The organism is Rhodococcus sp. WB9 (assembly GCF_007558985.1).
Taxonomy (GTDB): domain Bacteria; phylum Actinomycetota; class Actinomycetes; order Mycobacteriales; family Mycobacteriaceae; genus Rhodococcus_F; species Rhodococcus_F opacus.
Genome location: NZ_CP041769.1, coordinates 3,223,079 through 3,248,143, shown reverse-complemented (window position 1 = coordinate 3,248,143; position 25,065 = coordinate 3,223,079). Strand labels below are relative to the sequence as shown.

22 protein-coding genes are annotated in these 25,065 nt (G+C 68.1%); 8 read left to right on the top strand and 14 right to left on the bottom strand.

Annotation, left to right across the window (positions count from 1 at the left end; all coding sequences use genetic code 11):
• The first annotated feature begins 68 nt into the window (after window positions 1-68).
• Entirely contained in the window at window positions 69-1,313 is a 1,245-nt protein-coding gene (locus FND50_RS14995; protein ID WP_144286239.1) for an MFS transporter, read from the top strand.
• On the opposite strand, the gene FND50_RS14990 is transcribed toward FND50_RS14995, so the two are convergent.
• The 5 genes from FND50_RS14990 to FND50_RS14970 all read right to left on the bottom strand — a co-directional run bounded on the left by FND50_RS14990 (window position 1,310) and on the right by FND50_RS14970 (window position 7,706).
• A complete protein-coding gene (locus tag FND50_RS14990) occupies window positions 1,310-2,320 on the bottom strand; it encodes a 3-isopropylmalate dehydrogenase (RefSeq protein ID WP_144286238.1) in 1,011 nt (336 codons plus the stop codon). The two genes, FND50_RS14995 and FND50_RS14990, sit on opposite strands and share 4 nt — an antisense overlap.
• A 71-nt stretch (window positions 2,321-2,391) precedes the next feature.
• Window positions 2,392-3,987, bottom strand: coding sequence for a phosphoglycerate dehydrogenase (serA, locus tag FND50_RS14985; RefSeq protein ID WP_005264744.1), 1,596 nt, complete (start codon window positions 3,985-3,987; stop codon window positions 2,392-2,394).
• Between the two features lie 224 nt (window positions 3,988-4,211).
• Window positions 4,212-5,213: a ketol-acid reductoisomerase gene (gene ilvC, locus FND50_RS14980; RefSeq protein ID WP_061700158.1), complete on the bottom strand. Its 1,002-nt coding sequence runs from the start codon at window positions 5,211-5,213 to the stop codon at window positions 4,212-4,214.
• 49 nt (window positions 5,214-5,262) lie between these two features.
• Window positions 5,263-5,766: an acetolactate synthase small subunit gene (gene ilvN / locus FND50_RS14975; RefSeq protein WP_005259476.1), complete on the bottom strand. Its 504-nt coding sequence runs from the start codon at window positions 5,764-5,766 to the stop codon at window positions 5,263-5,265.
• Window positions 5,763-7,706 carry an acetolactate synthase large subunit gene (locus FND50_RS14970; RefSeq protein ID WP_007296851.1) on the bottom strand — a complete coding sequence of 648 codons (1,944 nt, stop codon included), beginning with the start codon at window positions 7,704-7,706 and terminating at the stop codon, window positions 5,763-5,765. Before FND50_RS14970 ends, ilvN begins: the two co-directional genes overlap by 4 nt.
• A 267-nt stretch (window positions 7,707-7,973) precedes the next feature.
• Here FND50_RS14970 and FND50_RS14965 point away from each other — a divergent pair, with 267 nt between their 5' ends.
• From FND50_RS14965 to FND50_RS14955, 3 genes are all read left to right on the top strand, one after another.
• Entirely contained in the window at window positions 7,974-8,471 is a 498-nt protein-coding gene (locus tag FND50_RS14965) for a PH domain-containing protein (protein ID WP_144289061.1), read from the top strand.
• A 52-nt stretch (window positions 8,472-8,523) separates the two neighbouring features.
• Complete coding sequence (ilvD, locus tag FND50_RS14960) at window positions 8,524-10,368, top strand: dihydroxy-acid dehydratase (RefSeq protein WP_144286237.1); 1,845 nt, start codon at window positions 8,524-8,526, stop codon at window positions 10,366-10,368.
• Window positions 10,369-10,689: 321 nt separating this feature from the next.
• On the top strand, window positions 10,690-12,225 hold the full coding sequence (locus FND50_RS14955) for an amino acid permease (protein WP_144286236.1): 1,536 nt from the start codon (window positions 10,690-10,692) through the stop codon (window positions 12,223-12,225).
• Window positions 12,226-12,294: 69 nt separating this feature from the next.
• Here FND50_RS14955 and FND50_RS14950 read toward each other — a convergent pair whose 3' ends face one another.
• Entirely contained in the window at window positions 12,295-13,164 is an 870-nt protein-coding gene (locus tag FND50_RS14950; protein WP_144289060.1) for a DoxX family protein, read from the bottom strand.
• A 98-nt stretch (window positions 13,165-13,262) separates the two neighbouring features.
• On the opposite strand from FND50_RS14950, the gene FND50_RS14945 reads away from it, so the two are divergent.
• A complete protein-coding gene (locus FND50_RS14945) occupies window positions 13,263-14,411 on the top strand; it encodes a sorbosone dehydrogenase family protein (RefSeq protein WP_144286235.1) in 1,149 nt (382 codons plus the stop codon).
• Between the two features lie 76 nt (window positions 14,412-14,487).
• On the opposite strand, the gene gatB is transcribed toward FND50_RS14945, so the two are convergent.
• The 4 genes from gatB to FND50_RS14925 all read right to left on the bottom strand — a co-directional run bounded on the left by gatB (window position 14,488) and on the right by FND50_RS14925 (window position 19,038).
• Complete coding sequence (gene gatB / locus FND50_RS14940; protein ID WP_144286234.1) at window positions 14,488-15,999, bottom strand: Asp-tRNA(Asn)/Glu-tRNA(Gln) amidotransferase subunit GatB; 1,512 nt, start codon at window positions 15,997-15,999, stop codon at window positions 14,488-14,490.
• Window positions 16,000-16,041: 42 nt separating this feature from the next.
• Window positions 16,042-17,073, bottom strand: coding sequence for an ATP-dependent 6-phosphofructokinase (locus FND50_RS14935; RefSeq protein ID WP_005240365.1), 1,032 nt, complete (start codon window positions 17,071-17,073; stop codon window positions 16,042-16,044).
• 96 nt (window positions 17,074-17,169) lie between these two features.
• A complete protein-coding gene (locus tag FND50_RS14930) occupies window positions 17,170-17,832 on the bottom strand; it encodes a response regulator transcription factor (protein ID WP_005240363.1) in 663 nt (220 codons plus the stop codon).
• Window positions 17,833-17,841: 9 nt separating this feature from the next.
• Complete coding sequence (locus FND50_RS14925; protein WP_144286233.1) at window positions 17,842-19,038, bottom strand: sensor histidine kinase; 1,197 nt, start codon at window positions 19,036-19,038, stop codon at window positions 17,842-17,844.
• A 139-nt stretch (window positions 19,039-19,177) separates the two neighbouring features.
• Here FND50_RS14925 and FND50_RS14920 point away from each other — a divergent pair, with 139 nt between their 5' ends.
• Entirely contained in the window at window positions 19,178-19,819 is a 642-nt protein-coding gene (locus FND50_RS14920; RefSeq protein ID WP_144286232.1) for a hypothetical protein, read from the top strand.
• Complete coding sequence (locus FND50_RS14915; RefSeq protein ID WP_144286231.1) at window positions 19,816-21,267, top strand: alpha/beta-hydrolase family protein; 1,452 nt, start codon at window positions 19,816-19,818, stop codon at window positions 21,265-21,267. The genes FND50_RS14920 and FND50_RS14915 overlap by 4 nt, the downstream gene beginning before the upstream one ends.
• Here the strand turns inward: FND50_RS14915 and gatA are convergent.
• Genes gatA through FND50_RS14900 form a run of 3 tightly spaced genes read right to left on the bottom strand, consistent with a single transcriptional unit; the run spans window position 21,264 to window position 23,659 of the window.
• On the bottom strand, window positions 21,264-22,745 hold the full coding sequence (gatA, locus tag FND50_RS14910; RefSeq protein ID WP_005259511.1) for an Asp-tRNA(Asn)/Glu-tRNA(Gln) amidotransferase subunit GatA: 1,482 nt from the start codon (window positions 22,743-22,745) through the stop codon (window positions 21,264-21,266). The two genes, FND50_RS14915 and gatA, sit on opposite strands and share 4 nt — an antisense overlap.
• The gene (gene gatC / locus FND50_RS14905) at window positions 22,742-23,041 is read right to left on the bottom strand and encodes an Asp-tRNA(Asn)/Glu-tRNA(Gln) amidotransferase subunit GatC (RefSeq protein WP_005259514.1); all 300 of its coding nucleotides are present in this window, start codon (window positions 23,039-23,041) and stop codon (window positions 22,742-22,744) included. Before gatC ends, gatA begins: the two co-directional genes overlap by 4 nt.
• A gap of 60 nt (window positions 23,042-23,101) precedes the next feature.
• Entirely contained in the window at window positions 23,102-23,659 is a 558-nt protein-coding gene (locus FND50_RS14900; RefSeq protein WP_144286230.1) for an antibiotic biosynthesis monooxygenase, read from the bottom strand.
• Between the two features lie 204 nt (window positions 23,660-23,863).
• Between FND50_RS14900 and FND50_RS14895 the strand changes: the two genes are divergently transcribed.
• Entirely contained in the window at window positions 23,864-24,514 is a 651-nt protein-coding gene (locus FND50_RS14895) for an amino acid-binding protein (RefSeq protein ID WP_025432327.1), read from the top strand.
• A gap of 37 nt (window positions 24,515-24,551) precedes the next feature.
• Here the strand turns inward: FND50_RS14895 and FND50_RS14890 are convergent, their stop codons facing one another.
• Window positions 24,552-25,040 carry a GNAT family N-acetyltransferase gene (locus tag FND50_RS14890; RefSeq protein ID WP_005259518.1) on the bottom strand — a complete coding sequence of 163 codons (489 nt, stop codon included), beginning with the start codon at window positions 25,038-25,040 and terminating at the stop codon, window positions 24,552-24,554.
• Window positions 25,041-25,065: the final 25 nt, after the last annotated feature.

Below are 25,065 nucleotides of genomic sequence, written 5' to 3'. Positions count from 1 at the left end.
GGGACGCGAGGTATAGACTCCGCATGTTCCCCAATATATGAGACTTAAATCCTAGATATTGAGATGACATGACTGCATCGATCGACACGCCGTCCGCCGTCGGAACTGCCCGCAGATGGTGGATGCTCGCCCTCGGGATGTTCGCCCAGGCCGCACAGGCGGTCTTCGTCAACGGCGTCGCCTTCCTGATCCCCGAACTCCAGGAGAACCACGGGCTCAGCCTCGCCCGCACCGGACTCCTCGTCGCCGCACCCACCCTCGGAGTCATGCTGACGCTGATCGCGTGGGGCGCCCTGGCCGACCGCTACGGCGAACGCCGAGTGCTGGCCGCCGGAATGGCGGCCACGGCGGCCGCGGGACTCGGCGCAGCCCTGTCCGGATCGCTCACGGCCACCGCAGCCTTCCTGCTGCTCGGCGGCATGGCGGCGGCCTCGGCGAATGCCGCGAGCGGTCGCGTCGTCGTCGGATGGTTCCCGCCCGAGCGCCGCGGACTGGCGATGGGTATCCGGCAGATGTCGCTGCCGCTGGGCATTGCCTGCGCTGCGCTGACGCTCCCCTCGGTCGCACACGACCACGGCATCGGGTGGGCGCTCGCGCTGCCCGCTACCCTGTGCGCGACTGCCGCGCTGGCCTGTGCACTCTGGGTGGTCGATCCGCCCAGGCCGAGCCGAAGCGCCGCGGAGGATCTCGGCATGCTCGTGAATCCGTATCGCGACAGCGGAAAACTGTGGCGCATCCACGCCGTCTCGGTGCTGCTCGTCGTGCCCCAGTACACGGTATGGACGTACGCGCTCGTGTGGCTGATCTCCGAAAGGCATTGGGAAGCAACGGCGGCAGGCCTGGTCGTGACCGTCGCCCAGATCCTCGGCGCATTCGGCCGAATGGGAGTCGGTTTCTGGTCCGACCTGGTGGGCAGTCGCATGCGTCCGCTTCGCTGGGTCGCCGTCGCAGGCGGAGTGTCGATGGCGGCGCTCGCCGTGACGGATGCGATGGACTCGCCGCTGGCGATCGCGGCGCTGTTGGCAGCGTCCGTCGCGACCGTGGCACCGAACGGCCTCGCCTTCACCGCCGTCGCCGAGATCGCGGGTCCGTTCTGGGGCGGACGCGCGCTCGGCGTTCAGAACACCGGTCAGTTCGTCGCGGCCTCGATCGTTCCCCCGGTGTTCGGCGCACTGATCGGAATCGTCGGCTTCCCGGTGACTTTCGCCATAGCTGCGGGATTTCCGGCCGCCTCGATACCACTGATCCCCGTGGCCCGGTCCGAAGACCGGGCCACGGGGATCGAGGGAGACAAGATCGAATCGCGGTCCTAGAGGGCGGCGGCGATCCGGTCGCCGACCTCCGACGTGACGACCTTCGAGTCACCACGGGACGCCAGATCGGCCTCGACGGCAGCTTCGATGCGCGCGGCATCGCCGTCCCGGCCGAGGTGACGCAGCAGCAGCGCCGCAGACAAGATCGCGGCCGTGGGGTCCGCGATCCCCTGGCCGGCGATATCCGGGGCGCTGCCGTGCACCGGCTCGAACATCGAGGGGTTGGTCCCCGACGCGTCGATGTTCCCCGACGCCGCCAGTCCGATGCCTCCCGTGACCGCACCCGCGAGGTCGGTGATGATGTCGCCGAACAGGTTGTCCGTGACGATCACGTCGAAGCGCGACGGATCGGTGACCATGTAGATGGTGGCCGCGTCGATGTGGCAGTACGCCGTCTCCACGTCCCGGTATTCGGCCGACACCGTCTCCACGGCACGCGTCCAGATCGCACCGGCGTTGGAGAGGACGTTCGTCTTGTGGATCAGGGTGACGTGCTTACGCCGGGTCTGCGCGAGCGCGAACGCGTAACGCACCACCCGCTCGGCACCGAACCACGTGTTGATCGACACCTCGGTCGCGATCTCGTGCGGGGTGCCGACGCGGATCGCGCCACCGTTGCCGGTGTACGGACCCTCGGTGCCCTCGCGCACGACCACGAAATCGATGTCCGGCTGCGCCGCGAGCGGCGACTTCGATCCCGGATAGAGCTGCGACGGACGCAGATTCACGTGATGATCCAACGCGAATCGCATGTTCAGCAGCAGACCCCGCTCGAGCACACCCGGCGTCACCGACGGGTCGCCGATGGCGCCCAGCAGGATCGCGTCGTGCTCGCGGATCGCCGCGAGATCGGCGTCCGGGAGGAGTTCCCCGGTGGCGTTGTATCGACGGGCACCGAGGTCGTACTCGGTGGTCTCGAGATCGGGTACGAGCTTCCGCAGCACCTTCAGCGCCTCGGCCGTGACCTCGACACCGATGCCGTCACCTGGAATGACCGCAAGCTTCATGAACGCCTCACTTCACATAGAGCTGTGCGCGTGCCACGACAAGAGGGGTCGTGACACGCGCACAGTGGGGATTAGGCCAGGTTGACGAGCTCGATCTTGGTGGCGCCGACGGCGGTGGAGATCGCGTCCCGCACCTCGCTCGGCACCTCCCGGTCGACGCGGAGGAGGATGGTCGCACCCTCGCCTTCGGCGTCCTGGCTGAGCTGCGCAGCCTGGATGTCGATGCCGGCGTTGCCGAGCTGCGTGCCGATCTTGCCGAGCGCGCCGGGCTGATCGGTGTAGTTGACCACGAGGTTGAGACCCTCGGCGCGCAGTTCGAAGTTGCGGCCGTTGATGTTGACGATCTTCTCGACCTGCTGGGGGCCGGTCAGCGTGCCCGAGACGTTGATGACACCGCCGTCGCCGAACACGGCGCGCAGGTCCACCACGCTGCGGTGGTTGGGGCTCTCGGCGGCCTTGGTGACCTCGGCCGTGACACCGCGCTCTTCCGCGAGTGCGGGAGCGTTGACGAACGTGACCGCGTCCTCGATGACGGCGGAGAACACACCGCGCAGAGCCGAGAGCGCGAGCACCTCGACGTCCTCGGAGGCGAGCTCGCCGCGCACGTCGACGGAGAGGTTGACGGGCAGTTCACCCGACAGGGCGCCGATGAGCACACCCTGCTTGCGGACGATCTCGAGCCACGGGGCAACTTCCTCGCCCACCGCGCCACCGGACACGTTGACGGCGTCGGGAACGAAATCGCCTGCGAGAGCGAGCAGTACAGACTTCGCGACGTCGGTTCCGGCGCGGTCCTGAGCCTCGCTCGTGGACGCACCGAGGTGCGGCGTCACGACGACCTCGGGCAGGTCGAACAACGGGCTGTCGGTGCAGGGCTCGGTCTCGAACACGTCGAGGCCCGCGGCGCGCACGTGACCCGACTTGATGGCCTCGGCCAGCGCGGCCTCGTCGATCAGGCCGCCACGGGCAGCGTTGACGATGACGACGCCCTTCTTGGTCTTCGCCAGGTTCTCCGTGCCGAGCAGTCCCTTGGTCTCGGGAGTCTTGGGGAGGTGCACGGAGATGAGGTCGGCGCGCTCGAGCAGTTCGTCGAGGGTGACGAGCTCGATGCCGAGCTGCGCGGCACGGGCGGCCGACACGTAGGGGTCGTACGCGATGACGTGCGTCTCGAACGCGGCGAGACGCTGCGCGAACAGCTGGCCGATGCGGCCGAGGCCGACGACGCCGACGGTCTTGCCGAAGATTTCGACACCGTTGAACTTGCTGCGCTTCCATTCGCGGTCGCGCAGGGTGGCGTCGGCAGCGGGGATCTGGCGGGCGGTGGCGAGCATCAGCGCGACGGCGTGCTCGGCGGCCGTGTGGATGTTGGACGTCGGGGCGTTGACGACCATGACACCACGCTCGGTGGCGGCGGGTACGTCGACGTTGTCGAGACCGACGCCGGCGCGGGCGACGATCTTGAGCTTGGTACCGGCCGCCAGGACCTCGGCGTCCACGGTGGTGGCGGAACGGACGAGGATCGCGTCGGCCTCGGGCACCGCCGCGAGCAGGGCCGGTCGATCAGGTCCGTCGACCCATCGCACCTCCACACCGTCGCCCAATGCCTCGACGGTGGACGGCGCGAGCTTGTCGGCGATCAGAACTACAGGACGGCCTGGCTGGCTCACGTGCAAACTCCCTGAGTAGGTGGGTGTGGGGGTGTTTTAACCACACACAGCTTAGTCCGCCCTCACAGGGAAACCGCATCCTGGTCTGCGATACCACATAGTGGACGCCTGCAACAACGGAATCGGACACGAAACAACACCGGCCCAATGTCACATCGGGGGCCTCTGACGAGACCGATGCGACATCGGGCCGGTGGTTCGGTGGAACTGTAAAGCAGTGAAACCTAGGCGGTTTCGGTGATCGGGCGGTCGACCCAGCTCATCAGGTCGCGCAGCTTCTTGCCGGTGACCTCGATGGGGTGCTCGGCGTTGGCCTTGCGCAGGCCCTCGAGCTCGGTGTTGCCGTTCTCGACGTTGGCGACGAGGCGGCGGGTGAACTCACCCGACTGGATGTCGGCCAGGATCGCCTTCATGCGCTCCTTGGTGCCGGCGTCGATGACGCGCGGGCCGGAGAGGTAGCCACCGAACTCCGCGGTGTCGGACACCGAGTAGTTCATGCGGGCGATGCCACCCTCGTACATGAGGTCGACGATGAGCTTGAGCTCGTGCAGCACCTCGAAGTACGCCATCTCGGGCGCGTAGCCGGCCTCGACCATGACCTCGAAACCGGTCTTGACCAGTTCCTCGGTGCCGCCGCAGAGCACGGCCTGCTCGCCGAAGAGGTCCGTCTCGGTCTCTTCCTTGAACGTGGTCTTGATGACGCCGGCGCGGGTGCCGCCGATGCCCTTGGCGTAGGACAGCGCGAGGGCCTGGCCCTCACCCTTCGGGTCCTGGTCGATCGCGATGAGCGCGGGAACACCCTTGCCGTCGACGAACTGACGACGCACCAGGTGGCCGGGGCCCTTGGGGGCGACCATGCCGACGGTGACGAACTCCGGAGCCTTGATCAGGTCGAAGTGGATGTTGAGGCCGTGTCCGAAGAACAGCGCGTCGCCGTCCTTCAGGTTCGGCTCGATGTCATTGGTGAAGATCGACGCCTGCGCGGTGTCGGGTGCGAGCACCATGATCACGTCGGCCCACTCGGAGACCTCGGCGGGGGTGCCGACGGTCAGGCCCTGCTCCTCGGCCTTCGCGCGGGACTTCGAGCCTTCCTTGAGGCCGATACGCACATCGACGCCCGAGTCGCGCAGGCTCAGCGAGTGCGCGTGGCCCTGGCTTCCGTAACCGATCACAGCGACCTTGCGGCCCTGGATGATCGACAGATCGGCATCGTCGTCGTAGAACATCTCGACTGCCACAGTTCAACCTCTTTCTTGGATTTGCGTATCTAAAGTACTAGCGAGTGGCCGTGATGGACTTCGGCCCCCGTCCCACGGCCACGACCCCGGACTGCACGATCTCCCGGATACCGTACGGATCGAGCATCCGCAGCAGCGCATCCAGCTTGGATCGCGTTCCAGTCGCCTCGATCGTGACCGACTCCGGGGAGACGTCGATCACCTTGGCGCGGAACAGATTCACCGTCTCGATCACCTGCGTGCGCACGCTGGCGTCGGCTCGCACCTTGATGAGCAGCAGCTCGCGGGCGACGGAGGCCTCACCGTCCTGCTCGACGATCTTGATGACGTTGATGAGCTTGTTGAGCTGCTTGGTCACCTGCTCGAGCGGGAACTCGTCTACGGTCACGACGATGGTCATGCGGGAGATCTCGGGAAGCTCGGTGCCACCGACGGCGAGCGACTCGATGTTGAACCCACGACGGGAGAACAGCGCGGCCACCCTGGCCAGCACGCCCGGCTTGTCCTCGACGAGAACACTGAGAGTGTGGCTCGTACTCACTGATCTTCCTCCCCGGCCGCTGCGGCCATGCCCGAACGCTGCTCGCGCTCCATGGCCTCGTGAATGACGGCCGGCTCGGCGGCCGCCTCGTCGTCGTCGAACAGCGGGCGGATGCCCCGCGCCGCCATGATCTCGTCGTTGCTCGTGCCCGCCGCGACCATCGGCCACACCTGAGCGTCGGCGCCGACGATGAAGTCGATCACCACAGGCTTGTCGTTGATGGCCTGCGCCTCACGGATCGCCGCCTCGACGTCCTCTTCGCGCTCGACGCGAATCCCGTGGCAGCCCAACGCCTCCGCCAGCTTGACGAAGTCGGGGATGCGGATCGCGCCGTGCGTGCCGAGATTGGTGTTGGAGTAGCGCTCGTCGTAGAACAGCGTCTGCCACTGGCGCACCATGCCGAGGTTTCCGTTGTTGATGAGCGCAACCTTGATCGGGATGCCCTCGAGCGCGCAGGTGGCGAGTTCCTGATTGGTCATCTGGAAGCAGCCGTCACCGTCGATGGCCCACACCTCGGTGTCGGGCATGCCCATCTTTGCGCCCATCGCGGCGGGGACGGCGTAACCCATCGTGCCGAGACCGCCGGAGTTCAGCCAGGTGCGCGGCTTCTCGTAGTTGACGAACTGCGCGGCCCACATCTGGTGCTGGCCGACGCCGGCGCAGTAGATCGCGTCGGGACCGGCGAGCTTGCCGACCGACTGGATCACGTACTCCGGGGACAACGCGCCGTCGGAGGGACGGTCGTAACTGAGGGGGTACGTGCGACGGATGCCGTCGAGGTACGCCCACCACTCGGTGAGGTCCAGCGTGGTTCCGGTGGCAAGGTCGGCCTTGATCGCCTCGATCAGTTCGACGATGACCTCTTTGCAGTCGCCCACGATCGGGACGTCCGCGTACCGGTTCTTGCCGATCTCCGCCGGGTCGATGTCGGCGTGGATGACCTTGGCGTCGGGGGCGAACGAATCGAGCTGACCGGTGACCCGGTCGTCGAAACGCGCGCCGAGCGTGATCAGCAGGTCGCTGCGCTGCAGTGCCGCCACCGCCGCGACCGTGCCGTGCATGCCGGGCATGCCGCAGTTCAGCGTGTGACTGTCCGGGAACGCGCCGCGCGCCATCAGCGTGGTGACCACCGGAATGCCGGTGAGCTCGGCCAGTTCGAGCAGTTCCGGAGACGATTCCGACTTGATGACGCCGCCACCGACGTACAGCACCGGGTGCTTCGCGTCGGCGATCAGGCGGGCCGCCTCGCGGACCTGCTTGCCGTGCGGCTTGGTGACGGGACGGTAGCCGGGCAACCGCATCTCCGGCGGCCACGAGAACGTGGTCTGTGCCTGGAGAACGTCTTTCGGGATGTCGACGAGCACCGCGCCGGGACGGCCGCTGGAGGCGAGGTAGAACGCCTCCGCGATGATCCGGGGAATGTCGACGCCGTCGGTGATGAGGAAGTTGTGCTTGGTGATCGGCATCGTGATGCCGGAGATGTCGGCTTCCTGGAACGCGTCCGTGCCGATGAGCGCGCGGCCGACCTGTCCGGTGATGGCCACGACCGGAACGGAGTCCATCTGCGCGTCGGCGAGCGGCGTCACGAGGTTGGTCGCACCGGGACCGGACGTCGCCATACAGACGCCCACCTTGCCGGTCGCCTGGGCGTACCCGGTGGCGGCGTGGCCTGCACCCTGCTCGTGACGGACGAGCACGTGCCGGACCTTCTTCGAGTCGAAGAGCGGGTCGTAGACAGGCAGAACGGCACCACCCGGAATGCCGAATACCGTGTCGACCTCGAGCTCCTCGAGGGCTCGGACCACGGACTGGGCGCCGCTGACCCGCTCGGGGGCGAGTTGGCGGCGGCTACCGGTCTGAGTCGCGGCGGCCGCGGTCGTCGGGCTTGCTGCCCCCGACTTGCGCGGCGTGGGTTGAGGCCGTGCGGTTGGTGCGCTCACTGGGAAATCCTCTGATTCTGGCTCCGGGCAACAAAAAACCCCCGTCAGCTGATGCTGTACGAGGGTGGCGCGTCGTTATCTGGCGAGTTGAAGGAATCGACTCAGGCGACGACGCGCCGGCCGATTACGAGCAACTCATTCTGTTTCACGCGCTCGACGGTAGGCGCGCTAATAGTGAACAGTCAACTTGGTGAGTCGGCCGTCCCAGAATATGAGATACATCGGCTGCGGTGCGAAGATGTAGAGGTGTCAACTCCGCAGCAGCCCGTGCCACCAGAATCATCATCCCACACGACGAACCCACCCAAGCAGGTCATCCGGATTTCTCCCCTGGCCTATCTGGGATGCGCCTTCCTCCTGTTCGCCGTGTCGTTCCCCATCTTCGGCTGGCCGGCCGCCTTCGGCTGGCTCGTGATCGCCCCGATCGTCGCGGTGGCCTGGGTCGCGCGGGTGCGGACCACGGTCACGCCCGACGGACTCGAGGTGCGCCGGCTGTTCGGCGGCCGGTCGCTGGCGTGGTCCGAGATCACGGGATTCCGCTTCCCGGGGCGCGGCTGGGCCCGGGCCACGCTGACGGACGGGGGCGAGGTGACCCTTCCCGTCGTCACATTCGACCGGCTTCCCGATATCGCCAAGGCGAGCGGCGGCCGCATCACCGACCCCTACGCGGCGTCCGCCGCGGCGGACGAAGCGGCCCACCACGCCGACACCGAATCGAACGGCGAGCAGCCGGTGAAGAACCGGCCGGACACAGACGGCGAATAGTGCGCGAGTAGCGTTTGTCAGTACTTCCGTACGCTGACTAAGGAATACGCTCATGCCCCCGCTGAGGTCCCGAACCACCACCGCAGGACGAAATGCCGCAGGCGCCCGCGCACTGTGGCGCGCCACCGGAATGACCGACTCCGACTTCGGGAAGCCGATCGTCGCGATCGCGAACTCGTACACGCAGTTCGTTCCCGGGCACGTCCACCTCAAGAACGTCGGCGACATCGTCGCCGACGCCGTCCGCGCCGCCGGTGGTGTACCTCGCGAGTTCCACACGATCGCTGTCGACGACGGAATCGCGATGGGGCACGGCGGCATGCTGTATTCCCTTCCCAGCCGCGAGATCATCGCCGACTCCGTCGAGTACATGGTCAACGCGCACACCGCCGACGCCCTCGTCTGCATCTCCAACTGCGACAAGATCACCCCGGGAATGCTCAATGCCGCACTGCGTTTGAACGTTCCCACGGTGTTCGTGTCCGGCGGACCGATGGAGGCCGGGAAGGCGGTGGTGGTGAACGGTGTCGCCCAGGCACCGACCGACCTCATCACTGCGATCTCGGCGAGCGCCAACGACCAGGTCGACGAGGAAGGACTGTCCGAGGTCGAGCGCAGCGCCTGCCCGACGTGCGGGTCGTGCTCGGGGATGTTCACCGCGAACTCCATGAACTGCCTCACCGAGGCGCTCGGTCTGGCGTTGCCGGGCAACGGTTCCACGCTGGCCACCCACGAGGCCCGTCGCGCACTGTTCACCCGCGCGGGAACCACCGTCGTCGAAGCCGCGCTGCGGTACTACCGGGACGAGGACGACTCCGTCCTCCCCCGCAACATCGCGACGCCTGCCGCGTTCCGCAACGCGATGGCGCTGGACGTCGCGATGGGCGGTTCCACCAACACGGTGCTGCACACCCTCGCGGCCGCGCAGGAGGGTGAGGTATACGACTTCGACCTCGACAAGATCGACGAAATCAGCCGCAAGGTGCCGTGCCTGTCGAAGGTCTCGCCCAACTCGGACTACCACATGGAGGACGTGCACCGGGCTGGCGGAATCCCCGCCATCCTCGGTGAACTCCGCCGGGCCGGACTGCTCGAGAGCGACGTCTCGACCGTGCACACCGAGAGCTTCGACGAGTGGCTCGACACGTGGGACATCCGGTCCGGCAAGGCATCCGACGAGGCCGTCGAACTCTTCCACGCCGCGCCCGGCGGCGTCCGCACCACCGAGCCGTTCTCGACGAACAACCGCTGGTCGTCGCTCGACACGGACGCCGCCAACGGCTGCATCCGCGACTTCGAGCACAAGCACACGGTCGAGGGCGGCCTGGCCGTGCTGCGCGGCAACATCGCCGTCGACGGCGCGGTCATCAAGACGGCGGGCATCGACGAAGACCTGTTCCACTTCCAGGGACCCGCGCGCGTCGTGGAGTCGCAGGAAGAGGCGGTGTCGGTGATCCTCGGCAAGAAGATCCAGCCCGGTGAAGTCCTCGTCGTGCGCTACGAGGGTCCCGCAGGCGGCCCGGGCATGCAGGAGATGCTGCACCCCACCGCATTCCTCAAGGGATCCGGCCTCGGAAAGAAGTGCGCGCTGATCACCGACGGCCGATTCTCCGGCGGTTCCTCGGGACTGTCCATCGGCCACATCTCCCCCGAGGCCGCCGGCGGCGGCGCCATCGGCCTGGTGGAGGACGGCGACCAGATCCTCATCGACATCGCGACCCGCACGCTGAAGCTCCTCGTCGACGACGCGGTGCTCGCCGAGCGCCGGGCGAAGATGGAGTCGTCCGAGCGTCCGTGGCAGCCGGTGAACCGCGAGCGCACCGTCACCACGGCCCTGCGCGCGTACGCCGCGCTGGCGACGTCCGCCGACAAGGGCGCGGTCCGTCAGGTCCCCTGACGCACCCCGCACCAGGCACGCAGACACGAAGCCGGGTGCCGCAGCAGGAGCTTCCTGCCGCGGCACCCGGCTTCCGTCGTCGGTGGGCCCACGGATTCCGCCTCGGATGTGACCGCGCTCACGGGTGATCAACTCGCTCAGACGGAAACACCCCAGAACAGGTTCTACTGATCGAATTGATCAGTTGAGCCCGCGCTTCTTGCACACGGCGCTCAGTAGTGGTTCCCTCAGTTGGCCGTTGAGACCTACATCACAATCGGCAGCACCACCGGAACATCTCCGGCCCACGAGGCCATCGGGAACACAACCTAGGAGCGACACATGCCAGGAGTCGGCATTTGGCGAACGAAATCCGTTGAGCAATCCATAGCGGACACCGACGAACCCGACACCCGGCTGCGGAGGGAACTCACCGCGAAGGACCTCACCGTCTTCGGTGTCGCCGTCGTGATCGGCGCCGGTATCTTCACGCTCACCGCCCGGACTGCAGGCAACGTCGCCGGGCCGTCCATCTCGCTCGCCTTCGTCCTCGCCGCCATCGCGTGCGGCCTGGCCGCTCTCTGCTACGCCGAGTTCGCATCCACCGTCCCCGTCGCGGGCAGTGCGTACACGTTCTCCTACGCCACCTTCGGCGAGTTCGTCGCCTGGATCATCGGCTGGGACCTCATCCTCGAATTCGCCCTCGCAGCGGCCGTCGTCTCCAAGGGCTGGTCGCTGTATCTGGGTAACGTCCTCGGGTTCAGCGGATCGACCACCGCCCACCTCGGTCCCATCGACTTCGACTGGGGCTCGCTGATCATCGTCGGCGGCATCACGATCGTGCTCGCCATCGGGACCAAGGTGTCCTCACGCGTGTCCGCCGTCATCACGGCCATCAAGATCGCCGTCGTCCTCCTCGTCATCGCCGTGGGCGTCTTCTACATCAAGAAGGAGAACTACGCCCCGTACATCCCGCCCGCCGAGAGCAACGACAGCTCCGCGCAGGGTGTGCACCAGACCCTCTTCTCCTTCCTCTCCGGAGCGGACGGCAGCAGCTACGGCTGGTACGGCCTCCTCGCCGCAGCAAGCCTCGTCTTCTTCGCCTTCATCGGCTTCGACGTCGTCGCCACCACCGCCGAAGAGACCAAGAACCCGCAGAAGGCGCTTCCCCGCGGCATTCTCGGCTCGCTCGCGATCGTCACCGTGCTCTACGTCGCCGTCACCCTCGTCCTCACCGGCATGGTGAAGTACACCGACCTGAAGACCGGTAGCCCGCTCGTCGGCGACAGCAGCGCCACCCTGGCGACCGCCTTCGAGGCACACGGCATCACCTGGGCTCAGACCGCCATCAACTTCGGCGGACTCGCAGGCCTCACCACCGTCGTGATGGTGATGATGCTCGGCCAGACCCGCGTCCTGTTCGCCATGTCCCGCGACGGACTCGTGCCCCGCGGTCTCGCCAAGACCGGAAAGAACGGCACCCCGGTCCGCATCACCCTGTTCGTCGGCGCCGTGGTCGCACTCCTCGCCGCTTTCTTCCCGATGGGCACGCTGGAGGAGATGGTGAACATCGGCACCCTCTTCGCGTTCGTGCTCGTCTGCATCGGCGTCATCATCCTCCGCCGCACGCGTCCCGATCTGCCCCGCGGATTCCGCGTTCCGCTCGTCCCGCTGGTTCCCATCCTCGCCGTCCTGGCCTGCGGATGGCTGATGCTGAACCTCTCGGTCGAGACCTGGATCCGATTCCTCGTGTGGATGGCCCTCGGCGTCGTCGTGTACCTCGCCTACGGCCGGCGCAAGTCGGTCCTCGGACAGAAGCTGGCCGCACAGGCCGGCCCGCCCGAGGAGGAGAACATCCCGGAACTCGTCCAGCGCTGATCTGACGAAAACGACTGCGCCGCACTCCCGATCCGGGGGTGCGGCGCAGCCGTGGAATGTACGAGGCGATCAGATGAGCGGGTTGGCGCCGTTCAGGAAGATCCACACGCACACACCGGCGCCGATGCCCAGGATAAGTGCCGCGAACGACCCGATGAACGGGCGCGTCGCCCAGCCGCGACGGCCGTCGAGCGAGATACGTCCCGGCCCGGTGAGAATGATCACGCCGGCGCACACACCCAGCAGCGTCTCGTACTCGGTGCCTGCGGGCGCAAAGTACTCGAGCCCCGGTTCCGCGATCTGCCGGAACGCCCACGCATTGATCATCACGGCCAGCACTGAGGCGGCGGCCAGCGGGGTGACGAGACCGAGGATCAGCAGCGCCCCGCCCGCGACCTCACCGATGGCACCCAGGATCGCGAGCAGTTTCGCCTGCTGGAACCCCGAGTTCACGAGCATCTCTTCGAACCCGTCGAGTCCCGGACCGTTCCACATCCCCGTCAGCTTCTGCAGCCCGTGCACGAGTGCCGTTCCGCCGACCGCGAGTCGCAGGGCCAGCAGTCCGAGGTCCAGGGTGCCGCGGCCGATCTTCACGTCGCCCTCGCCGATCCGGTCGGTCGACGGATCGCCCGCCGTGGCCCCGAGGGACGCGCCGGAACCCGCGCCGATCACCTGCGTCGGCTGGTCCGGCGTGCCGGACGCCCCCGACTGCCGGTACGCGGGGATCTGCTCGGTGGGGAGGCCCGCGCCGCGCGCGTCGCCGTAGTCGAGTTCGTCGTCGGTGTGCGGCAGGCCCTGCCCCCTGGAGCCGGACGTCGGCGTGGCCGACGGAAAGCGCTCGGTGGGAAGGTCGTAAGGGCTCGAGACCTTGCCGTAGCCGGGTGAGGCGCTCTGGTCCGCAGCACCCTGGTCCGACGACTCGCTGGGGTCTTTCCGCATGTCAGTCACACCGTCAAGCCTAGGTCGATCGGCCGGACATCTCTCGTAGGCGGAACCGGCGTGGCGGCGACCTCGCACTCTTCCGTAACGTCTCCATCATGATGGTGGGTGGGCGGCGCCGCACGGCGTCCCGCAAGATGGCGATGTCCGCGCTGTGCGTGACGGCGGTCCTCGCCGCCGGGTGCGCGAAATTCGACGACTCCGCGGCCTCACCCTTCACACCCGAGCCGACGGGTGCGTCGGGCGCCGAGGTGGAGCCGGAGAATCCGCCGCCGTCCACGACCACCACCCCACCGCCGAGCGGGCCGCTCGGACCGTGCCAGGATCCGGACCCCAGCGTGATCGCCACCTGTCTCGACACCACCGGCGGACTCGTCGTCCTCCCCGACGGGGCCACCGCCCTGGTCGCGGAGCGGCGGACCGGACGCATCCTGCAGGTCGCCCAGGGGCAGACCCCCAAGGAGATCGCGCACGTCGACGTCGACGGCACCACCGACGGTGGACTCCTCGACATCGCGCTGTCGCCGAGTTTCGTCGAGGACAACCTCATCTTCGCGTACGTTACGACCCCGACCGACAACCGGGTGGTGCGGATCGCACCGGGAGACTCCGCCAAGGAGGTTCTCGGCGGGATTCCGCGCGGCGACGCGGGCAATGCGGGTTCGCTCGAATTCTCGGGCGACGAACTGATGGTCCTGACCGGCAACGCGGGCAACGCCGCCGCGGCCGCCGATCCGGCGTCCCTCGCCGGGAAACTGCTGAAGGTCACCGCCCTGTCGCCCGCACCGACTCCGGCGCAGCCCCGCCCTCAGGTGGTGCTGTCGGGCATCGGGACCGCCGGAGGGGTGTGCGTCGACCCGGGTGTCGCCGTGTGGGTCACCGACCGCACCCCGCTGGAGGATCGGCTGCTGCGGGTCAGCGCCGACGGAGCGGTGTCGTCTCCGGTGTGGACGTGGCCGGAGCGGCCCGGCGTCGGCGGCTGCGTCGCCGCCGGTGACGTCGTAGCGGTGTCACTGAGCACCGCGAAGGCGATGTCCGCACTCGCTGCCGACCCCGGCACGGGAGCCGTCACCACCGCCCCCGGTGTCATCGTCCAGGACCGGTACGGCCAACTCGGCGGCGCCGCACTCGGACCCGACGGTCTCATCTGGGTGAGCACGGTCAACAAGACCGGCGGTCAGCCCGGACCCAACGACGACCGCGTGATCAAGATGCCCCTGCCGTCCGGTGGCGGCGGATTCGACTGACGGCCCACCCCCGTCGAAACGAACGGGACGCTCGTTCGGTTGATCCGAACGAACGTCCCGTTGGTGCAGAAGGGGTTCAGCCGCAGGCCTCGATGACCAGTTCCTTGACGCGGGCCGGGTCGGCCTGACCGCGCGTGGCCTTCATCACGTCGCCGACGATCTTGCCCGCGGCCGCGACCTTGCCGCCGCGAATCTTCTCGGCGATGTCGGGGTTCGCGGCCAGAGCCTCGTCGACGGCCGCCTTCAGCTTCGTGTCGTCGCGTTCGACGACCAGCTCGGGATGGTTCGCGACGACCTGCTCGGGGTCGCCCTCACCCTCGAGGACGTGGTCGACCACCTGGCGGGCCACCTTGTTGTTGAGCTTCCCGCTGTCGATCAGCGCGACCACCTGCGCGACCTGAGCCGGCGTGATCGGCAGCTCGGCGAGTTCCACGCCGCGGCTGTTCGCCTGCTGCGCCAGGTACGACACCCACCAGGACCGTGCGGCCTCCGGGGAGGCGCCGGCCTCGACGGTGGCGATGACGAGGTCGAGGGCCCCCGCGTTGACGAGGTCGCGCATGACCTCGTCGGAGACACCCCAGTCGGCCTGGATCCGGGCGCGGCGGACCCACGGCAGCTCGGGCAGGGTGCCACGCAGCTCCTCGATCCATTCCGCGCTGGGCGCGACCGGCTCGAGATCGGGCTCCGGGAAGTAGCGGTAGTCCTCGGCGGTTTCCTTGCGGCGGCCCGGTGACGTGGTCCCGTCGGCCTCCTGGAAGTGCCGGGTCTCCTGGATCACCTCACCACCGGCCTCCAGCACCGCGGCCTGTCGGCGCATCTCGTACCGGACCGCCACCTCGACGCTCTTGAGGGAGTTGACGTTCTTCGTCTCGGTACGGGTGCCGAGTTCGGTCGCCCCGATCGGCATCAGCGACACGTTGGCGTCGCAGCGCATCGAACCCTGGTCCATGCGGACGTCGGAGACGTTCAGCGACTTCAGCAGGTCGCGGAGCGCGGTGACGTACGCGCGGGCCACCTCGGGGGCGCGGGCACCGGCGCCGCTGATGGTCTTGGTGACGATCTCGACGAGCGGGACCCCGGCGCGGTTGTAGTCGAGCAGCGAGTGGCTGGCGCCGTGGATGCGCCCGGTCGCACCGCCGACGTGCAGCGACTTTCCGGTGTCCTCTTCCATGTGCGCACGCTCGATCTCCACGCGCCACGTGGTGCCGTCGTCGAGGACGACGTCGAGGTAGCCGTCGGTGGCGATCGGCTCGTCGTACTGGGAGATCTGGTAGTTCTTCGGCTGATCCGGGTAGAAGTAGTTCTTCCGCGCGAATCGGCCCCACGGTGTGATCGAACAGTTCAGTGCCAGTCCGATCCGGATCGCGGACTCGACCGCAGCCTCGTTCACGACGGGCAGCGACCCGGGCAGACCGAGGCACACCGGGCACACCTGCGTGTTCGGCTCGGCGCCGAACTCGGTGGGGCACGGGCAGAACATCTTCGTTTCGGTGCCGAGCTCGACGTGCACCTCCATGCCGAGAACAGGCTCGTACTTGGCGAGCACTTCGTCGTAGTCGAGGAGGTCCGGAGCGTCGACAGCAGTCATGCCACAGAGTTTATGCGTCCGGCGGTTCGCCGAAAAACGCGGTCAGCCGAAAAATGCGGCCGCCTCCTCGTACCGCTCCCGCGGCACCGTCTTGAGGCGCCGGGTCGCCTCCTGGAGGGGCACGAGGTCGATCGACGTGCCGTGCAGAGCCACCATGTTTCCGAAGTCGCCGCGGTGGACGGCGTCGGTGGCGTGCACCCCGAAGCGGGTGGCGAGCACCCGGTCGTACGGCGTCGGGGTGCCGCCCCGCTGCACGTGCCCGAGCACCGTCGTCCGCACCTCCTTGCCGATACGGCGGACGATCTCGTCGCCGAGCTGCTGTGCGACGCCGGTGAATCGTTTGTGACCGAACTCGTCGATACCGCCCTCACGCAGACTCATCGACTCCGGGGTCGGAGTGGCACCCTCGGCGACGACGCAGATGAAATGCGAATCGCCGCGCTGGAATCGCTTCTTCACGAGGGAGCAGACTTCGCCGACGTCGAACGGGACCTCGGGAACGAGAGTGAGATGCGCACCGGTCGCGAGCCCGGAGTGCAACGCGATCCAGCCCGCATGCCGGCCCATCACCTCGACGAGCATCACCCGCTGGTGGGATTCGGCGGTGGTGTGCAGGCGGTCGATCGCATCGGTCGCGATGGACAGAGCGGTGTCGAAACCGAACGTCACGTCGGTGCAGTCGATGTCGTTGTCGATCGTCTTCGGAACCCCGATCACGGGCACCCCACTCTCGGCGAGCCAGCTCGCTGCGGTGAGCGTGCCCTCCCCGCCGATCGGGATGAGCGCGTCGATCCCGTTGTCGTCGAGAGTCTGCCGGATCTGGTCGAGGCCGGCCTTCAACTTGTCGGGGTTGACCCGCGCGGTACCGAGGATGGTGCCGCCCCGGGTGAGGATTCGATCGATCCGGTCGTCGTTGGACAGCACGACCTTGCGATCCTCGAGCAGGCCGCGCCAGCCGTCACGGAATCCCACCACCGAGCTGCCGTATCGGCCGGCGGCGGTGCGAACCACCGCCCTGATCACCGCATTCAGTCCGGGGCAGTCTCCGCCTCCGGTGAGCATTCCGATCCGCATCCAAGCACCCCTCGTCGTCTCGTGTGGTGATGGTGGTTCTCATCACCCATCTTGCCGCTCGAACCGTGTTCGGGCACCTCGGACCGGTAGGTTCACTCAGCCCGGCGTGACGAGACCGCTCTCGTACGCCAGGACCACTGCCTGTGCGCGGTCGCGCAGATCCAGCTTGGACAGCACCTTGCCGACGTGCGTCTTGACGGTCTGCTCGGCGACGAACAGGCGCTCCGCGATCTCGGTGTTGGACATGCCGCGGGCGATGAGTTCGAGTACCTCGCGTTCGCGGGGCGTCAGCGCCGACAGCGCGGCCGGTTTGCGGCGCGCCGTGCTGCGGCGGCTGGTCACGTCAGCGATGAGACGCCGGGTGACGGTCGGCGCGAGAAGCGCCTCGCCGTCCGCGACCACCCGCACCGCGCGGATGAGTTCCTCCGCGGGCGCGTCCTTGAGCATGAAGCCGCTGGCCCCGATGCTCAGCGCCTCGTACACGTAGTCGTCGACGTCGAACGTCGTGAGCATGAGCACGCGCACCGGCGGATCGAAACCGGCCGACAGGATGACGCGGGCCGCGTCGAGTCCGTTCATCTCCGGCATGCGGACGTCCATCAGGACCACGTCGGGTCGCAGACGCCGGACCTCGCTCACCGCCACGGCCCCGTCCGGAGCGTCGCCGATGACACTGATGTCGGGCTGTGAGGCGAGCAGGGCTCCGAAGCCCTGCCGGACCATAGCCTGGTCGTCGGCGATGAATACGGTGATGGCCACCCAGCCAGCCTAGGCGGAGGCGACCGGGAACTCGGCGTGGACGTCGAATCCGCCGTTGTCGTGCAGGTGGGTGGTGAGTACGCCCCCGACTGCCTGCGCCCGCTCACGCATGCCGATGATGCCGTTGCCGCCGGTCGACTCGTGCCTGGTCAGTGCGGAGACGAGGCTCCGCCTCGGCGGCCCGTTGACGATCGACACGGACGCGATCGGCGACTCGTACGCGATCTTCACCTCGACCGCGGCGCCCGCCGCGTGGCGGGCCGTGTTGGCGAGGGATTCCTGCAGGATGCGGTACATCACGAGCCCGACCGACTCCGACACGAGCGTCGGGTCGCCGTCGACGTGCCAGGAGACGGGAATGCCTGCCCTGCGGCTGCCCTCGAGCAGCTCGCTGATCTGCTGAACCCCCGGCTGGGGCGCGTGCTCGGCCAGCTGGCCGTCGCTGCGCAGCACTCCGAGCAGTCCGCGCACCTCGTTCAATGCGGCCCGGCCGGCGGCTCCGATCGACTCGAACTCGGCCCGCGTCTCGTCCGACATGTCGGCGATGCGGTACGGCGCGCTCTGCGCCTGCACCACGACCATCGACATGTGGTGCGCGACGACGTCGTGCAGGTCCCGGGCGATGCGCGCCTTCTCCTCGAGGACCGTCCGGCGAGTGCGCTCGAGCTCACTCAGCTCCTCCTGCTGCGCGAGTTGCCGGCGGGAGAGCACCAGCCACCGGATCAGCAGGCCGAAGACGACGATCGCGGTCAGGCCCACCGCCCACCCGCGGCCGTTGGTGCCCGGGGTGTCGGCGAGGAACAGCAGGACGGTGGAGATCCATGCCACACCCACGACCGGAATCGCGGCCCGCATGCTGACGGCGGCCAGCAGGGCGAGCATCACCAGGATGTGGACCACCTGCCAGGGGTAGTCGTAGCCGTCCTGCAGTGCGAAGACACGCGGAATCACCAGCGCCGAGACCGCGGAGACGGCCCAGGCCAGCGCCGGATTCGAGCGGATGAGCAGGAACGGGAACGTCGCGAGCGCCGCCACGAACGGTTGGATGGGGGGACTGACCTGGTGGGTCAGCTGCAGGGTCGGCCACGCCACGGCGAACAAAATCGCCGTGACCACGACGATTGCCACGTTCAGCCACTGGCCTTCGGCGGCTCTCCGGATGCGCGTCTTCGTCTTCACACCGTCGACAGTAGAAACCGTGGTCACGGAGTGTCCTCATACCCCGGGCTCATGTCGGCGTAGCCCCGGAGTATGAGATCGGGGCCCCCTCGCACCACGAGACCAGGGATCGAACCGGACTCCGGGGTGATGTGGCTGCGCAACACGAATTCATAACGTTCTCGTCATGCGAAAGACGGGGACACGGAGAACGACTTGGGCCGCGGTGGCATGCGCCGCAACCGCACTACTGACCACGACAGGATTCGCAGGCACCGGCTCGGCGAGCACGCCCCGGCACGAGAACGTCGCCGCCTCCGCCGCGGTGCACACCCTCACGGCACCGGCCGAGCTCTCCGAGGACTCCGTTCCCGCGGACTTCGCTTCCGTGATGGGGTACACGCCGGTACGGATCGACGGGATGCTCGCCAATCCCGGCGGAGACTGCTCGTCGCCCGTGCCGCTGCCACTCGAGTTCGACACGTCATGCAAGGCCCACGACCTCGGTTACGACCTTCTGCGGTACGCGTCCCGGTCCGGCGAGGACCTGGGTCCCTGGGCGCGGCAGAGCCTCGACGCGCAGCTGGATCAGCGCATGCACGCGGCGTGCGACACCCGCGCCGACGAGCAGGCACGGGCGCAGTGCTTCGTCATGGCGAACGTCGCGGCTACCTTCGTCACCGGAAACAGCTGGCGCCAAAGCTATTCGGCACCGGTCACCGAATCCGGGCTCCCGTACGTACTGGCCGGCGGTGTCGGTGTCGCGCTCCTCGCCGGCGCGGCCTGGTCGATCCGCCGCCGCCCGCATCCGGTCGGAGCCGTCGCATGACCATCACCGCTCTGTCCGGTCCCGGACGGAGCACGGTGCACAGTCGCTCGCGAACGAAGCCGAATGCCCTGCGCCGCACACTGGTCACGACGAACCCGGTCTCCGCCCTCCCCCGCCTCTCCTCCACGATCGTCGTCACCGCCGTCACACTCGCGTCTCTCGCTCCCTCACTGCTCCCCCGGAGTGCGCTGACGCAGGCTCTGTTCACCGGTGTCCTCGCCGCATGCGCTTTCGGGTTCGTCGTCCTCGTCCGTCGACTGTGGCACCTCGTCACGCGTTCACGCAGCCACCACCCTCACCGGGATTCGGTCCGTCTGCTGGCCCTGATCGGCGCCATGATCGCCGTGACCTGGTCGATCGTGCTCGCCGACCACTGGCAGGATTCACTGCGCGCCGCCATGGGCATGCCGGGCATCGGGCCGGACCACTGGATGCAGGCGATCATCGGGGCAGCGCTGACGTTCCTGCTGTTCGCCGGCATCGGCAACGTCGTCGGCACCGTCGCCCGCCATCTCGGCTGGATCGGCAGCGCCACCACCGCCGTCGTTCTCGCGACCGGGTTGCAACTGGTCGCCGGACCCGCGTTGTGGGGAATGATGTCCCGTTCCTACAGCGACTCCAACGCGCTCGTCGACGTGTCCCTGCACCGACCGATGTCCGCCGAACTGTCCGGCAGCCCGGACTCCGCGATCAGCTGGGAGTCGCTCGGGCGCCAGGGACGACGGTTCGTGGCGGCGGGCGAGCAGTCGGCCGGCATCCGCACATATGTGGGGATGGATTCGGCGCCGGACGTCGAATCGCGTGCGGCACTGGCGGTCTCGGAGCTCGAGCGGGCAGGCGGATTCACCCGGTCCGCCATCGTCGTCACCGTGCCCACCGGCTCGGGGTGGATCGACGAGAACGCCGCCGAAGGATTCGAGGAACGCTTCGCCGACGACGTCGCCATCGTCGGCATGCAGTACTCGTACCTGCCGAGCTGGATCACGTTCGTGTTCGGACGTTCCGCCGCAGACGAATCGGCGGCCGCGTTGTTCGATGCCGTCGCCGAGCGGATCGCCGACCTGCCCGACCTCCTGCGTCCGGCGCTGTACGTCTACGGCCAGAGCCTCGGATCCGTCGGCGGCAGTGCACTTTTCACCGACGCCGACCAACTCCGCGAGCGTGTCTGCGGCGCACTGTGGGCGGGCCCGCCCGCCGACTCCGTCCTGACGGACGGGGCGACGGTGCTGGCGAACACGTCCGACCCGGTGGTGTGGTGGTCCCCCGACCTGATCGTGCGCCGACCCGACCTCTCGCTCGCAGTACGCGATGCGCCGGTACCCCAATGGATTCCGGGCATCACGTTCCTGCAGACGAGTGTCGACCTGGTGTCCGCGCTGAACTTCGCGCCCGGGCACGGACACCGCTACGGCAGCGAGCAGGGCACCGCCCTGCCCGACTGCTCCTAGTTCGGCGAGCCGATCGGACCGCGTGCGGCCTCGTACGCGGCACCGACGCGGTACAGCCGCTCGTCGGCCAGTGCGGGAGCCATGATCTGCAGTCCCACCGGCAGACCGTCGTCCGCGGACAGTCCCGACGGAACCGACATCGCGCAGTGCCCGGCCAGGTTGGTCGGCAGCGTGCACAGGTCCGAGAGGTACATCGCGAGCGGGTCGCCGACCTTCTCGCCCAGCTTCCACGGGGTGAACGGGCTGGTGGGCGACACCAGGACGTCCACCTTCTCGTAGGCCTTCTCGAAGTCCCTGGCGATGAGCGTCCGCACCTTGAGCGCCTGACCGTAGTAGGCGTCGTAGTAGCCGGAGGACAGCGCGTAGGTACCGATCATGATGCGGCGCTTGACCTCCGGGCCGAAGCCGGCGGCACGCGTCGCGGCCATCACCTGGTCGGCGCTCATGTCGCCCTCGTCGATGCGCAGTCCATAGCGCATCGCGTCGAAGCGCGCGAGATTCGACGACACCTCGCTCGGCAGGATCAAGTAGTACGACGCGAGCGCGTATTCGAAGTTGGGGCACGACACCTCGACGACCTCGGCACCGAGTTCGGTGAGTTGCGCGACGGCGGCGTCGAACGAGGAGATGACCCCGGGCTGGTAGCTGTCGGAGTGCAGTTCCTTGACCACACCCACTTTTACGCCCTTCAGGTTGCCACCGGCACCCTCACGCGCAGCGGCCACCACGGGACGCACTGGCGCGTCGATCGACGTGGAGTCGCGCGGGTCGTGCCCGGCGATGACCTCGTGCAGCAGAGCAGTGTCGAGGACCGTGCGACCGCAGGGACCACCCTGGTCGAGCGAGGACGCGCACGCCACGAGGCCGAAACGGGAGACCGTGCCGTACGTCGGCTTGGTGCCGACCGTCGCCGTGACGGCGGCGGGCTGACGGATCGAGCCGCCGGTGTCGGTGCCGATCGCGAGCGGGGCCTGCCGGGACGCGAGGGCCGCGGCACTGCCGCCGCCCGAGCCGCCCGGGATGCGCGTGGTGTCCCACGGGTTGCGGGTGGGGCCGTAGGCGGAGTTCTCGGTGGACGACCCCATCGCGAACTCGTCGAGGTTGGTCTTCCCCAGGATCGGGATGCCGGCGTCGCGCAGTTTCTTCGTGAGCGTGGCGTCGTACGGTGCGATCCAGCCTTCGAGAATCTTCGACGCGCACGTGGTGGGCATGTCGGTGGTGGTGAAGATGTCCTTGAGCGCCAACGGAACTCCCGCGAGTGGGGAGGCGGGCGCATTGCCCGCGGCGAGGCTGCTGTCCACTTCCTTCGCCGACACGAGGGCCTGCTCGCCTGCCACGTGCAGGAAGGCGTTCAGTTCCCCGTCGACTGCGGCGATGCGGTCGAGATGCGCCTGGGTGACCTCGACGGACGACACCTCACGGCTGTGGATCTTCGACGCGAGATCTGCGGCGTCGAGGGTGGTCAGTTCGGCGCTCATTCGCCCTCTCCAAGGATCTGCGGGACGGCGAAGCGATTCTGCTCGACAGCGGGTGCGCCGGACAGCGCCTGCTCGGGAGTCAGGCCGGGAACGATCACGTCGGGACGGGTCACGTTGGTGACCGCGTTCGGGTTCGCCATCGGCGGAACATCCTCGGCGGGCACCTCGGTGACCACCTTCACGTGGCTGAGAATCGAGTCCAGCTGACCGGCGAACTCGTCGAGCTCGGCATCGGTCAGGGCGAGTCGAGACAGCCGCGCGAGGTGCGCGACCTCGTCACGGGAGATGGCAGGCACCGCGGGGCCCCTTTCGGTTCGGACGTACACAAGTAGGTCCCAGCCTAGAGCGTGGCCCGATCAGCCGTGCAGCCAGCGCCGCAACCTGCCCGTCAGGAACGGCAGAACCACGAAGACCATCACCGGAGTCGTGACCACCGACGCCACCAGGGTGCGGGTCACGACGTCCAGGGCCGTGAGCCGAGGGGTGACGAACAACGCGATGAGGAGTGAGATCGGGAAGAAGCCGAGCCAGATGGTGACCGCCTGCTTCCACCTCGGCGGTGGCGGCGTGACCCGCACGGCGTGCGTCAGCGTCGACTGCGGTTCGAACCAGCCCTCCACCCCGGTCAGCCGGTGCATGACCGTGTCCTGTGCGAGTCCGGTCCCCCGGCCCACCCACACCTTCCTGGCGGGCGACGTCGTCCACGCGTCGAGAGTGTCCTCGTCCGCGAACCGGTACACCACGTGGTACTGCTCGGGATCGGACGCCGCGCGCAGCCAACCCCCGCCGAGGAACCCCGGGAACGTGCCCGCCATCGCCATCCCGGCGTCCGTCCAGCGCAGGAATTCCTGTTCCCGGCCCGCCGCCACCCGCCGCGAGACGGACGTCGTCACTCCCGTTTCCGTGGTGTTCATGCACTTATGTTTGGGCTGGCGTGTTTCGCGGACGAGGCGAATTCGTATCCGCAGTGTCACGAATCGAGCGCGACCTGCGAGTCCCCGTCCCGTCCCCGGCGAAGCCGCAGGGGGGACCGCATACTCGGGAACGAAAGTGCAAGGATGGTGAGCGACGGGGGTCGCAGGTACTCCCGCGTCTATCTCGTGGTGAAAGGGACGCACGTGTCGTATCTGCTTCGCGTCCAGCTTCCCGACCGTCCCGGTAGCCTCGGCTCTCTCGCCGTCGCCCTGGGGTCGGTGGGTGCTGACATTCTGTCGCTCGACGTGGTGGAACGGGGTGCCGGATTCGCCATCGACGACCTCGTGGTCGATGTCGAGCCGGGATCGCTCCCCGACACCCTCATCACGGCGGCCGAGAACCTGCCCGGCGTCACCGTCGACTCCATCCGGCCGTACGCCGGAATTCTCGACACCCACCGTGAGCTCGAGCTCATCGACCAGGTCGCCACCGCGGCGGACGATCGACTGCAGGTCCTCGTGGACGGAGCGCCGCGCGTGCTCCGGGTCGGCTGGTCTGTGGTCGCCGACCTCGGTCCGCACGGCGCATACCGGGTGGTCGGCAGCTCGGGAGCTCCCGAGACTCATGCCACCGAGATCCCGTGGATGCCGCTGGAGAAGCCCACGGCGCTCGACGGCGAGGGCGACTGGGTGCCGCAGGTGTGGCGTGACATGAACACCACACTCGCGGCGGCTCCCCTCGGGACCACCGGCCGCGTGCTGATGCTCGGCCGCCCCGGCGGCCCGGAGTTCCGTCCGTCCGAGATCGCCCGGCTGGGCTACCTCGCCGGCATCATCGCGACGGTTCTGAGCTGACCACCGTCCCGGGCCGGGAGGTCCGGTGGTGGTCGCCTCAGACGAGCTCGCGGACCAAGACGGTGAGCTCGACGCCCGGCACGGGCACCCAGTTCCGTTCGGGCACAGGCACGAAACCGTTGCGGTCGTAGATCCGGCGGGCGTCTTCCATGTCCGGCTGGGTGGACATCACGACCGCGCGGTCCCCGCGGTCGTATGCCGTGTCCAGCACGTGCCGCACGAGCGCCGACCCGACCCCGGAACCGCGGGCGTCGGGTGACACGGCGAGCATCCGGAATTCGAGTTCACCCGGCTGCGCGACGTCGGCGTACGGGGAAGCCGGTTCCGCGATCGTGACGGAACCGACGATCCGGCCCTCCATCACGGCAACCCGGACATCCGCCTTCTCCGCCCGCTCGGCGGTGTCGCGCAACCGGTTCGTGTACGGATCGTGCGCCTCGACGAATCCGCCGCCCACGTAGGCGATCACCGTGAGGTCACTGACGGCCTCGTACTCGTCCGGCGTCGCATTCCGAATCTCGATCATGTCCAGAACTATGACAGGACTGCTC

Coding starts and splice junctions, on each gene's coding strand:
- FND50_RS14995 (WP_144286239.1), top strand. CDS start 69: ATGACTGCATCGATCGACACGCCGTCCGCCGTCGGAACTGCCCGCAGA.
- FND50_RS14990 (WP_144286238.1), bottom strand. CDS start 2,320: ATGAAGCTTGCGGTCATTCCAGGTGACGGCATCGGTGTCGAGGTCACG.
- ilvC (WP_061700158.1), bottom strand. CDS start 5,213: ATGTTCTACGACGACGATGCCGATCTGTCGATCATCCAGGGCCGCAAG.
- ilvD (WP_144286237.1), top strand. CDS start 8,524: ATGCCCCCGCTGAGGTCCCGAACCACCACCGCAGGACGAAATGCCGCA.
- FND50_RS14955 (WP_144286236.1), top strand. CDS start 10,690: ATGCCAGGAGTCGGCATTTGGCGAACGAAATCCGTTGAGCAATCCATA.
- FND50_RS14950 (WP_144289060.1), bottom strand. CDS start 13,164: ATGCGGAAAGACCCCAGCGAGTCGTCGGACCAGGGTGCTGCGGACCAG.
- FND50_RS14945 (WP_144286235.1), top strand. CDS start 13,263: ATGATGGTGGGTGGGCGGCGCCGCACGGCGTCCCGCAAGATGGCGATG.
- gatB (WP_144286234.1), bottom strand. CDS start 15,999: ATGACTGCTGTCGACGCTCCGGACCTCCTCGACTACGACGAAGTGCTC.
- FND50_RS14935 (WP_005240365.1), bottom strand. CDS start 17,073: ATGCGGATCGGAATGCTCACCGGAGGCGGAGACTGCCCCGGACTGAAT.
- FND50_RS14920 (WP_144286232.1), top strand. CDS start 19,178: ATGCGAAAGACGGGGACACGGAGAACGACTTGGGCCGCGGTGGCATGC.
- FND50_RS14915 (WP_144286231.1), top strand. CDS start 19,816: ATGACCATCACCGCTCTGTCCGGTCCCGGACGGAGCACGGTGCACAGT.
- gatA (WP_005259511.1), bottom strand. CDS start 22,745: ATGAGCGCCGAACTGACCACCCTCGACGCCGCAGATCTCGCGTCGAAG.
- FND50_RS14900 (WP_144286230.1), bottom strand. CDS start 23,659: ATGAACACCACGGAAACGGGAGTGACGACGTCCGTCTCGCGGCGGGTG.
- FND50_RS14890 (WP_005259518.1), bottom strand. CDS start 25,040: ATGATCGAGATTCGGAATGCGACGCCGGACGAGTACGAGGCCGTCAGT.